This is a genomic window from Mixta hanseatica, from assembly GCF_023517775.1.
Classification (GTDB): domain Bacteria; phylum Pseudomonadota; class Gammaproteobacteria; order Enterobacterales; family Enterobacteriaceae; genus Mixta; species Mixta hanseatica.
The window spans coordinates 764,266-775,769 of sequence record NZ_CP082904.1 but is presented as its reverse complement, the minus strand read 5'-3'; the positions used below and the strand labels follow the sequence as shown (position 1 = coordinate 775,769).

11 protein-coding genes and 1 other annotated feature are annotated in these 11,504 nt (G+C 53.8%); of the genes, 3 read left to right on the top strand and 8 right to left on the bottom strand.

From position 1 onward, the window contains the following. Positions 1-77: 77 nt before the first annotated feature. Positions 78-665, bottom strand: a complete 588-nt coding sequence (gene mog / locus K6958_RS03675) for a molybdopterin adenylyltransferase (RefSeq protein WP_249893395.1) — start codon at positions 663-665, stop codon at positions 78-80. 135 nt (positions 666-800) lie between these two features. After that, the gene (gene tal / locus K6958_RS03670) at positions 801-1,754 is read right to left on the bottom strand and encodes a transaldolase (protein WP_249893394.1); all 954 of its coding nucleotides are present in this window, start codon (positions 1,752-1,754) and stop codon (positions 801-803) included. A gap of 208 nt (positions 1,755-1,962) precedes the next feature. Between tal and yaaA the strand changes: the two genes are divergently transcribed. After that, the gene (gene yaaA, locus K6958_RS03665) at positions 1,963-2,739 is read left to right on the top strand and encodes a peroxide stress protein YaaA (protein WP_249893393.1); all 777 of its coding nucleotides are present in this window, start codon (positions 1,963-1,965) and stop codon (positions 2,737-2,739) included. Between the two features lie 104 nt (positions 2,740-2,843). Here the strand turns inward: yaaA and thrC are convergent, their stop codons facing one another. From thrC to K6958_RS03645, 5 genes are all read right to left on the bottom strand, one after another. Next, the gene (gene thrC, locus K6958_RS03660; protein WP_249893392.1) at positions 2,844-4,130 is read right to left on the bottom strand and encodes a threonine synthase; all 1,287 of its coding nucleotides are present in this window, start codon (positions 4,128-4,130) and stop codon (positions 2,844-2,846) included. A gap of 3 nt (positions 4,131-4,133) precedes the next feature. Further along, positions 4,134-5,063: a homoserine kinase gene (gene thrB, locus K6958_RS03655; protein ID WP_249893391.1), complete on the bottom strand. Its 930-nt coding sequence runs from the start codon at positions 5,061-5,063 to the stop codon at positions 4,134-4,136. 2 nt (positions 5,064-5,065) lie between these two features. Continuing rightward, on the bottom strand, positions 5,066-7,528 hold the full coding sequence (thrA, locus tag K6958_RS03650; RefSeq protein WP_249893390.1) for a bifunctional aspartate kinase/homoserine dehydrogenase I: 2,463 nt from the start codon (positions 7,526-7,528) through the stop codon (positions 5,066-5,068). A 26-nt stretch (positions 7,529-7,554) separates the two neighbouring features. Next, positions 7,555-7,671 (bottom strand) — a sequence feature (Thr leader region). After that, a complete protein-coding gene (gene thrL, locus K6958_RS21210; RefSeq protein ID WP_350355811.1) occupies positions 7,610-7,678 on the bottom strand; it encodes a thr operon leader peptide in 69 nt (22 codons plus the stop codon). Its footprint overlaps the feature before it by 62 nt. Positions 7,679-7,881: 203 nt before the next feature. After that, positions 7,882-8,565: a tRNA/rRNA methyltransferase gene (locus K6958_RS03645; protein ID WP_249893389.1), complete on the bottom strand. Its 684-nt coding sequence runs from the start codon at positions 8,563-8,565 to the stop codon at positions 7,882-7,884. A 616-nt stretch (positions 8,566-9,181) separates the two neighbouring features. On the opposite strand from K6958_RS03645, the gene arcA reads away from it, so the two are divergent. Beyond that, entirely contained in the window at positions 9,182-9,898 is a 717-nt protein-coding gene (gene arcA, locus K6958_RS03640; protein WP_249893388.1) for a two-component system response regulator ArcA, read from the top strand. A 38-nt stretch (positions 9,899-9,936) separates the two neighbouring features. Here arcA and creA read toward each other — a convergent pair whose 3' ends face one another. After that, positions 9,937-10,410, bottom strand: a complete 474-nt coding sequence (gene creA / locus K6958_RS03635; RefSeq protein WP_249893387.1) for a protein CreA — start codon at positions 10,408-10,410, stop codon at positions 9,937-9,939. A gap of 203 nt (positions 10,411-10,613) precedes the next feature. On the opposite strand from creA, the gene robA reads away from it, so the two are divergent. Beyond that, entirely contained in the window at positions 10,614-11,492 is an 879-nt protein-coding gene (robA, locus tag K6958_RS03630) for an MDR efflux pump AcrAB transcriptional activator RobA (protein WP_249893386.1), read from the top strand. Positions 11,493-11,504: the final 12 nt, after the last annotated feature.

The following is an 11,504-nucleotide window of genomic DNA, read 5'->3' as shown; positions in this document are numbered from 1 at the left end:
AAAATTCACGTTACTATAGCGTCAACTTTTCTCTCCACACCAGAGGCGCTGGATCTTATTCCTGAGAAAGCCGTTTTTCAGGAGTTTGTATCACGGCGGGCGCTTTTTGGCCGAAATGCTGCTACCACCTGCGGGTTGGTCTCAATCCAGGGGCCTTCCAACAGCTGAATACAGTAAGGCACGCTGGCGAAAATCCCCGCGACCTGCACTTTCCCGTTTTCATCTTTTAACCCTTCCAGCGTCTCTTTAATCGATTTTGGCTGACCGGGCAGATTGAGGATCAGAGATTGTTTACGGATCACGCCAACCTGACGCGACAGAATGGCCGTCGGCACAAACTGCAGACTGATCTGCCGCATCTGCTCGCCAAAGCCCGGCATAAGCCGATCGGCCACCGCCAGCGTGGCGTCCGGCGTCACGTCGCGTCGTGCCGGGCCGGTGCCGCCGGTGGTTAATACCAGGTGACAAAAACGCTCATCGACCAGTTCACACAGCGTCTCTTCAATCAGTGGTTGTTCATCCGGCACCAGGCGCGTTTCAATAATAAAAGGCGTGGTCAACGCGGAGGAAAGCCAGGCTTCCAACGCCGGAATGCCCTGATCCTGATAAATGCCGTTGGCGGCGCGGTCTGAAACCGATATGAGTCCAATGCGTAACGTATTCATAGTGATATTCATGGCAGAGACTGTCGCAACGCGAGCAGTTGAGGTTTGGGATTAGCGGCAAGAATACTACAGGGCGGGAAAGGATGCCTAACGTGAGCTGCCGCAGCCTGTTTTTCGGCTGCGGCAGAAGGAAGATTACAGCAGTTCGGCAATCATTTTTTCCAGCTTGCCCTGGTCAACCGCAAAGTTACGGATGCCCTGCGCCAGCTTATCAACCGCCATCGGATCCTGGTTGTGCTGCCAGAGGAATTCCGCTTCGGTCATTTTGGCCGGACGCGCTTTCACTTCACCGCTGAAGGAGAGCTTACGCTCAACGGCGCCTTCGCTTTCCGCCAGCTCTTTCAGCAGCGACGGAGAGATCGTCAGGCGGTCGCAGCCCGCCAGTTCCAGAATTTCGCCCACGTTGCGGAAGCTGGCGCCCATGACCACGGTCTCATAGCCGTGCTGCTTGTAGTACTCATAGATTTCGCTAACGGAAACCACGCCCGGATCTTCGTGCGGCGCATACTCTTTCTTGTCGGTGTTGGCTTTATACCAGTCGAGGATACGGCCAACAAACGGAGAGATCAGGTAAACGCCCGCTTCGGCACAGGCGCGCGCCTGAGCAAAGGAGAACAGCAGGGTCAGGTTACAGTTGATGCCCTCTTTTTCCAGCTGTTCCGCCGCGCGAATGCCCTGCCAGGTGGAAGCCAGTTTGATCAGGATGCGATCGTTGCTGATACCGGCGTCGTTATACAGCTTAATCAGGCTGCGCGCTTTCGCGATGCTGGCTTCGGTATCGTAAGAAAGACGTGCGTCCACTTCGGTAGAGATACGGCCCGGGATCAGCTTCAGAATTTCCAGACCAATATTGACCGCCAGCTTGTCAGAAGCGTACTGAATTTGTTCTTCTTTGTTGCTGCTCTGCTGACGCGCCCAGACGATCGCTTCGTCGATCAGCTTGCGGTATTCAGGGATCTGCGCGGCGTTAAGAATCAGAGAAGGGTTAGTTGTAGCGTCCTGCGGCTGGTACAGCTTCATCGCGGCGATGTCGCCGGTATCGGCAACCACGGTGGTCAGCTGACGTAAAGAAGTAAGTTTGTCCGTCATGATGGGTTCTCTTGATATGTAACTGTCAGGGGTAAAATCTGTTGCGATAATATCATGCACATTCCGGGGTGCAATGCGCTGATGGTGCGAATTAAAACAGGCCAGGCCAATAGTAATGATTTGCCTGGCCTGTGCGCTTTTTTGCTAAAATCGGCGGCCCGAATAGAGAAAAGATTGAAAAACTGCGGGTTACGCTAAGGAAATATCGATGTTAATGGTTATCTCGCCGGCCAAAACGCTGGACTACACCACGCCGCTGGCGACGCTTCGCTATACGCAACCCGCACTGTTGGAAAAGTCACAGCAGCTGATCGCGGTGGCCCGCGATCTGTCGCCCGCGCAAATTGCCTCGCTGATGAGCATCAGCGATAAGCTGGCCCTGTTAAATGCGCAGCGCTTCAACGACTGGCAGCCCGATTTCACGCCGGAAAACGCGCGCCAGGCAATCTTGGCCTTTAAGGGCGACGTCTATACCGGCCTGCAGGCGGAGAACTTCAGCGAAGCGGATTTTGACTTCGCTCAGCAGCATTTACGCATGCTGTCAGGTCTGTATGGCCTGCTGCGGCCGCTCGATTTGATGCAGCCTTATCGTCTGGAAATGGGCACCAAACTGGCTAATCCGGCCGGCAACGATCTCTATAGTTTCTGGGGCGAGACCCTCACCGAGGCGTTGAACCAGGCACTGGCCGCCCAGGGCGACGATCTGCTGATTAACCTGGCGTCAGATGAATATTTTAAAGCGGTACAGCCGAAAAAGCTGAACGGGCGTCTGATCAAACCGGTTTTCCTCGACGAGAAAAACGGCAAATTCAAAATCATTAGCTTCTATGCCAAAAAGGCGCGTGGCCTGATGTGCCGCTACATCATTGAAAATCGTCTGCAGGAAGCGGAACAGCTGAAGCAGTTCAACCTTGACGGCTATTTCTATGATGAAGAGAGCAGCCGCGGCAGCGAACTGGTGTTTAAGCGCCACGAACAGGCCTGATCGACAGGCAATAAAGAGCCGCCTGCCGGTGAAGGGAACCCCGTAGGCTTGTCAGCCACAGGGGTTACGCCATCGTCAGCAGGCGGCTTTGTTATGGCTTAGCCTCAGAACTGGGTAAGAAATACCCGTAGTTCCGCAAAGTCCGGCTTCATCTTATGCGACAGCAGCGGCAGCTCGGCGCGCTCCGCCAGCTCAGCCGGCAGCGGCAGCGTCTGCTGCAGGATCTCTTCCACGCTCTCTTTAAATTTCGCCGGATGCGCAGTGCCAAGGAACAGACCAAACTCGCCTGGCTGTAGCTGATCGCGCAACATCCGGTAAGCGATGGCGGCATGCGGCTCAGAGATATAGCCCAGCTGCGCCAGCTCGCGTACCGTGCTGCGGGTGGTTTCATCATCAACGGCGCCAAAGCCCAGTTCGTTTAAACGCCAGGTTTTACGGCGGAACAGCTCTTCCACGCGCGGCCAGTTATTCGGCTGGCTGACATCCATCGCGTTAGAAAGCGTCGCGACGGTAGTGTTTGGCTGCCAGGCGCCGCTGGAAAGGAAACGCGGCACGGTATCGTTCTGGTTGGTAGCGGCGATAAAGCGTTTCACCGGCAGCCCCAACGATTTCGCCAGCAGGCCCGCCGTCAGATCGCCAAAGTTGCCGCTGGGCACGGAAATCACCAGCTGGTTGCGTTTTTCCTGTGGCAGCTGCGCCACGGCCTCAAAGTAATAACAGATCTGCGCCAGCAGACGGCTGATATTGATCGAGTTCGCAGAGTTCAGACCAATGGCCTTTTTCAGCGCCTCATCGTCAAACGCCTGTTTCACCAACGCCTGGCAGGCGTCGAAATCGCCGTCGATGGCGATGGTGTGGATATTGCCACCCAGCGTACAGAATAGCTTCTCCTGCAATGGACTGATTTTGCCCTGCGGATAGAGGATCACCACGCGCACGTTTTCCATGCCGTAAAACGCATGGGCCACCGCCGCGCCGGTATCGCCAGAAGTGGCGGTCAGGATAGTGATCTCTTCGTCCGCGCCGCTGATATAAGAGAGCATCTGCGCCATAAAGCGGCCGCCGAAATCTTTAAAGGCTAATGTCGGGCCGTGAAACAGTTCCAGGCAGGCGATATCTTCCGTTACCGGCGCGACCGGCGCAGGAAACGCAAAGGCCGCCTTTACGCGCTCCGCCAGCTGATGCGGCGCAATTTCATCGCCGATATAAGCAGAGAGAATTTTGCTGCTACGGGTAACAAAATCCATCTCCAGCATGGCATCAATATCGGTCAGCTCAAATTCGGGCAGCTCCAGCGGGAAAAACAGCCCCTGCTGCGAACCCAACCCCTGCTTCACCGCCTGCGCAAAGCTTACCTGTTCGTTGTGGTCCTTAAGATTATAGAGTTTCATAGGTTATCCCAGTTTTCGTGCGCCCGCCGTGTCGGCACGGCAAATATGGACGAAGCCTTCATCATTTTGCAGATAGTTTTGCTGCAGCCAGTCCGCCATGCGCTGCGCCGTATCCTGATTATCACAAACGGCAAACAGCGTCGGGCCAGACCCGGAAATACCACAGGCCAGCGCGCCAATATCCTGCGCCGCCTGGCGCGCCGCGGCAAAGCCCGGCAGAAGTTTAGTACGGTAAGGCTCGGCGATAACATCGCGCATCAGCTTCGCCGCCAGTTGTGGCTGAGCGGTATGGCAGGCGTGAATAAAGCCCGCCAGGTAACGCCCGTGCTTAATACAATCCTCTTTGCGGTACTGCGCTGGCAGAATCGCCCGCGCCTCGGCAGTAGAGACTTTAATTCCCGGATAGGCCATCACCCATAGCCACTCATCAAAACAGGGAACCGCCTGGCTGATGATGCCGTTTTCTTCCAGCATCAGCTGCAGGCCGCCCAGAAAACAGGGCGCGACGTTATCATAATGTACGCTGCCGGAGATGCGCCCTTCCAGCTCGCCCATCAGCGTCAGCAGCTGCGTATCGTCCAGCGGACGGCCGCAGAATTCATTCATCGCCATCAGCCCCGCCACCACGGAACAGGCGCTGGAGCCCAGCCCGGAGCCGATGGGCATGTTTTTTTCCAGCGTCATGCGCACCGGAACGGTTTTCCCTGTCGCTTCGCAAAAGCGTTGCCAGCACTGGTAAACGATATTTTCCTGCGGATCGGCGGGCAGTTTGCTGACAAAGCGCCCCTGGTTAACCAGGCTGAACGTATCGGCCGCTTCAACGGTAACGCAGTCGCCCAGCAGGGCACCATCCACCGGCGACACCGCCGCGCCCAGGACATCAAAGCCGACGCTAACGTTGCCTATTGAGGCCGGTGCATAAATTTTTACCATGTTTAAACTCCTAACTTCCATGACAGGGTGCGCAACAAATCAGCAAATACGCCGGCGGCAGTCACATCATTACCGGCGCCGTAACCACGCAGCACCAGCGGAATCGGCTGGTAGTAGCGACTGTAAAAGGCCAGCGCATTCTCGCCGTTTTTCACTTTATATAATGGGTCGTTGCCATCTACCGCATCGATCTTCACGCGGCAGCGGCCGCCTTCTTCTATCGCGCCGACAAAACGCAGCACCTTGCCGGCTTCGCGCGCCTGAGCAACCCGATCGGCAAACCTATTATCCAGCTCAGGCAGACGCTGCATAAAGGTTTCAACGTCAGCGATGGCGGTAAACGCATCCGGCAGCATCGCCTCAATTTCAATATCGCTCAACTCCAGTTGATAGCCCGCCTCACGCGCCAGAATCAGCAGCTTGCGCGCCACATCCATCCCGGAAAGATCGTCGCGCGGGTCCGGCTCGGTAAAGCCCATTTCACGCGCCAGCTTTGTCGCGTCGGAAAGCGACATGCCCTCGTCCAGCTTACCGAAGATAAAGGAGAGCGATCCGGAAAGAATACCGGAGAAGCTGATTAACTCGTCGCCCGCATTCATCAGGTTTTGCAGGTTTTCGATCACCGGCAGGCCCGCGCCAACGTTGGTATCGTACAGGAACTTGCGGCGTGATTTCGCCGCCGCCGCGCGCAGCTGCTGATAGTAATTCCAGGAGGAGGTGTTAGCCTTTTTATTCGGCGTGACGACATGGAAGCCATCCGCCAGGAAATCCGCATACTGGTCGGCAACCGCCTGGCTTGAGGTACAGTCGACAATCACCGGGTTCAGCAGGTGATACTCTTTTACCAGACGCAGCAGGCGATCCAGCTTAAAGGGTTCATTTGCCTCAGCCAGCGCGCTTTGCCAGTTGCTGAGATCGATACCGTGCACGTTAGTTAATAACGCTTTGGAGTTCGCAATTCCGCAGACGCGCAGGTCGATATGCTTGTTCTTTAACCACGCCTGCTGACGATGCAGCTGTTCCAGCAACGCGCTGCCGACGCCGCCGACGCCGACAACAAACACTTCAATCACCTGATCGGTGTTGAACAGCATCTGGTGTACCACGCGCACCGCGGTAGTGACCGTATCGTTATCGACCACCACGGAGATAGAGCGCTCAGACGAACCCTGAGCTATCGCCACGATGTTGATATTGGCTCGCGCCAGCGCCGCGAAGAATTTCGCTGAAATGCCGCGCTGGGTGCGCATATTGTCGCCAACCACCGAGACAATCGCCAGTTGCTCCATCACATCCAGCGGCTCCAGCAAACCATCTTTCAATTCCAGATAGAACTCATCCTCCAGTACCCGTCGGGCACGCGCCTGCTCGCTTTGCGGCACGCAGAAACTGATGCTGTATTCTGAAGAGGATTGCGTAATCAGCACCACAGAGATGCCCGCACGCGACATGGCGGCAAACACGCGCGCCGCCATCCCGATCATGCCTTTCATGCCCGGGCCGGAGACGTTAAACATCGCCATATTATTCAGGTTAGTGATGCCCTTTACCGGGTTAGCGTCATCGCTGGCATCGCCGCCAATCAGGGTGCCGGGCGCCTGCGGATTGGCGGTATTTTTGATCAGACAGGGAATCTGGAACTGAGCGATAGGGGCAATGGTGCGGGGATGCAGGACTTTGGCGCCGAAGTAGGAAAGCTCCATCGCCTCCTGATACGACATCGACTTCAACAGTCGCGCGTCCGGCACCTGACGCGGATCGCAGGTATATACGCCATCGACATCCGTCCAGATCTCGCAACAGTCGGCGCGCAGGCAGGCGGCCAGCACCGCCGCGGAATAGTCAGAGCCATTACGGCCTAGCACGACCAGCTCGCCGCGCTCATTACCGGCGGTAAAACCGGCCATTAGAATCATGCTATCGGCAGGAATATGGCTGGCGGCGATGCGGCGCGTAGACTCAGCGATATCTACCGTGGACTCAAGGTAATGACCATGCGCCAGCAGCATGCTGACCGGATCGATAATGCTGACGCGATGGCCGCGCGCCTGTAGCAGCGCCTCCATAATCGCGATAGAAAGCTTTTCGCCCCGGCAGATAATCGTCGCGTTAACGCTGTCCGGGCACTGGCCCAGCAGGCTGATACCGTGCAGCATCTGTTTCAACTGGGCAAACTCATTATCCACCAGCGCCTGCAGCCGGTCATAAGCAAAGCCTGGCTGCGCCGCCTGCAATCCCTGCAGCAGCGCCGCAAAAATCTGTTCTGCATCGCTGATATTCGGCAAAGCATCCTGACCGCTGATGGTTTTCTCAATCATCGCCACCAGATGGTTAGTGATTTTGGCCGGGGCGGAAAGCACGGTCGCAACCTGTCCCTGCTTCGCGTTGCTTTCAAGTATGTCGGCAACCCGCAGAAAGCGTTCCGCGTTTGCCACTGATGTTCCGCCGAATTTCAGCACTCGCATGGTTAAGGATCTCCTGAATTTAAGCCGAAAAAAAAGCCCGCACTTATCAGGTGCGGGCTTTTTCTCTTTTTCCTGTATGCGTCAGCCCGCACCGTTACCTGTGGTAATGGTGGTAGTAATAATGGTGATGTTCAGGCTGTTTGTACGCATGTCGATTTTGTCTGTCTGTTTCCGTGTCTGTCTGCTTTTCAGAAGTAAAGCAATCGCCTGATGAAGTCAATGGATTTATCGTCGCGGGAAAACCGTCACAACCACAGCGGAAACGTCAAATTCCGCCGCGCCCGGAGAAATGTGTCACGCCCTTTTCTCAGGCTGGCATCATTAACCAGTTTTGTATAATCGAGCCAAATTTTCTACTGGAGATTTTTTTCAATGTCATGCAGTAGTCGGTGCAGCATGGCGCTATCGCGCTGCTCCAGCAGGCCGATACGCTGCTGTAGCCAGTCCGCCAGCTTTTCATCATCGGCGACATTCAGCCGTTCCAGCAGCGCTGATAAACGCTGACGCAGCGCATCAAGCTGCTGGCTATCCGCCGCCGCCGCCGCGGTCGCGGCAACTTGCCTTAACGAAGCCAGCTGATAGCAATACACCATGACCGCCTGCCCCAGATTCAACGAAGGATAATCATTGGCCATAGGAATGCCGGTTAGTAAATCGACCTGCTCTAATTCTTCATTGGTTAAGCCGCTATCTTCCCGGCCAAAAACCAGCGCCATGCTGCTGACCCATTGCTGCTTTTCGCGCAAAATTGTTTCTACCTGTTGCGGCGTTGCGTAATAACGGAATTTAGCCCGACTGCGGGCGGTAGTGGCAACGGAAAAATCGATATCCGCCAGCGCAGCGGAAAGAGATGAATAGTGTTGAATATTATCAATGATATCTCCCGCTCCGTGCGCCACGATGCGCGTCGCCGGCTCGCGCCAGGCTTCGCTTTCAACAATACGCAATTCAGAAAATCCCATAGTTTTCATAGCGCGCGCGGCCGCACCGATATTTTCGGGGCGAGCGGGGGAAACCAGAACAATTGGAAAACGCATATAAATCCTGAAGATAAATTTACGGACAGCGCTACTGTGACACGACAACATGTTAAATAACAGTATCAATCACATAACAAATAATTAACTTATAAATTTTTGCTGGCAAAATCTCAGATTTAACGGCTTTAAACTGGTTAATTAATCAAAACATTAATAACAAAGAAATATCATAAATAAGATCTTATAAATCAAAATTGTATTTTAATAATTAACTTAGTAAACTTTTCGCTTCTATCGGTTGGCATAAGCTCGGGTTAAGACCCGATAATTGTGAGCTAAGCTAGCATTCTGATGAGCATTTTTCACAAAAGTGTTAACGTGCTACACTTGATTTGATATAAGTCAACGAAGCGTTGTTTTAATGCTTATCGGTTGTACTCTGTGCTGTTATGTTGCTGTTAATGCAGCTAGGATAACGGCCATATGGCACCGCCGGGGCATGCAGGATTCATCCTTACTGGCTGAGCTGACAATGTTGTTGACGTTGATGGATGGTGCATCAAGAACATAATTCTGTACTTCAGTTAATCCGGGCAAACACACTTTTCCTTAGGGCGTTAACGGCAGTACATCCTGTTTCCGATTTTGTTGGCAAATTTTAGGTAGCGAACTCATGCAGATCCCGCATATTCTTATCGTTGAAGATGAACTAGTCACGCGTAACACTCTTAAGAGCATTTTCGAAGCCGAAGGCTATGAAGTGTTCGAAGCGACGGATGGCGCAGAGATGCATCAGGTATTGACCGACAACGATATTAATCTGGTGATTATGGATATCAATTTGCCAGGTAAAAATGGTCTGTTGCTGGCGCGTGAGCTGCGCGAACAGGCAAACGTTGCCCTGATGTTTTTAACCGGGCGCGACAATGAAGTTGATAAAATTCTGGGTCTGGAAATTGGCGCGGACGATTACATCACCAAGCCTTTCAATCCGCGTGAATTAACCATTCGCGCCCGTAACCTGCTTTCACGCACCATGAATCTTTCTGCGACCAGCGAAGAGCGTAAGCAGGTAGAAAGCTATAAATTCAATGGCTGGGAGCTGGATATCAATAGCCGCTCGCTGATCAGCCCGAATGGTGAGCAGTACAAACTGCCGCGCAGTGAATTTCGCGCCATGCTGCACTTCTGCGAAAACCCAGGCAAGATTCAAACCCGCGGCGACTTGCTGAAAAAGATGACCGGTCGTGAACTAAAACCACACGACCGTACGGTTGACGTCACTATCCGTCGTATTCGTAAACACTTCGAATCCACGCCGGATACCCCGGAAATCATCGCCACGATCCATGGCGAAGGTTACCGCTTCTGCGGCGACCTGCAGGAATAATCCACTAAAAACGGCGAGGCGACTCGCCGTTTTTTCGTTTAGTGCCCCCACGGCATAACCGGCACCGCACTCAGCGCGTTTTTAGGCGATCCTTCCACCACCTTGTCCGAATACGACAGATAAATCAGTGTGTTCCGCTTTTGATCGTAGAAACGCACTACCTGCAACTTTTTAAACAGCAATGAGGTGCGCTTGCGGAAGACCGTTTCGCCCTGCGCTTTTCCCTGCGCGATACGCTCGCTTAAGGTCACCGGTCCCACCTGCTGACAGGAAATCGCTGAGTCAGAGGTATCTTCTGCCAATCCCAGCCCGCCCTTAATCCCGCCGGTTTTAGCACGGCTAACGTAGCAGGTCACATTTTTGACGTCCGGATCGTCAAACGCTTCAACCACAATTTTATGGTCCGGCCCAAACATTTTAAATACCGTATCCACCGAGCCGATCTCTTCGGCAGCGACGCCAGCGGAGAATAAAGTTGCCATTGTAATTATTAACAATTTTTTTATTATCATGTCGTTACCATTGTATATTATTAAGTTGATTAGCTATTCTGCCAGGCCCTGTTAAACATAAACGCAGTTAATTTTATCGCTCTCCATCTGCATGGGTATAGCACAATCTAACAAGTAAAACCTTCAGCGTTTTTTGGGCATTTAGTGCTATGATCCCGCGACTTTGCGTTGCCTGCGCCCATCTAAGTACAAGAGGATGTTTTATGGACCAAGCTGGTATCATTCGCGATTTGCTTGTTTGGCTGGAGAGCCATCTCGATCAGCCCCTGTCATTGGATAATGTGGCGGCAAAGGCAGGTTACTCCAAGTGGCATCTGCAAAGAATGTTTAAAGAGGTTACCAGCCATGCGATTGGCGCCTATATCCGCGCCCGCCGTCTGTCAAAAGCTGCCGTAGCGCTGCGCCTTACCAGCCGTCCGATTCTGGATATCGCTTTACAGTACCGTTTCGACTCGCAGCAGACGTTTACCCGCGCCTTTAAAAAACAGTTCAATCAAACGCCAGCTTACTATCGTCGTGCTTCTGAGTGGAACGCGTATGGCCTGCGTCCGCCGATTCGCCTGGATAATTCCACCTTGCCGCAGGCGCAATTCGTCACGCTGCCGGAAACCGTGCTGGTGGGACAAACGCAAAGCTATACCTGTACGCTGGAGCAAATCTCTCGCTATCGCGATGAAATGCGCATTCACTTCTGGCAGCAATTCCTGCTGGAAACCGATACGGTTCCGCCGGTGCTGTATGGGCTGCATCAGGTGCGTCCAAGCCAGGAAAAAGATGACGAGCAGGAGATCCTCTATACCACTGCCGTGCCGTCCGATCAGCTGGCCCAGACCATGCAGTCAACCCAGACCGTGCTGCTGGAAGGCGGCGATTATGTCCAGTTCACTTATCAAGGCCCGCGCAGCCAGCTACAGGATTTTATCCTGATGCTGTATGGCACCTGTATGCCGACGCTGCAGCTGACGCGCCGCCACGGGCAGGATATTGAGCGTTTTTATACCCACGGCGGCAAGAAGCGTCCCGAGCCGCCCACCGAGATCCGCTGCGAATATTTGATTCCTATCCGCCGCACCGACAGCTGATAATTTTAGGGC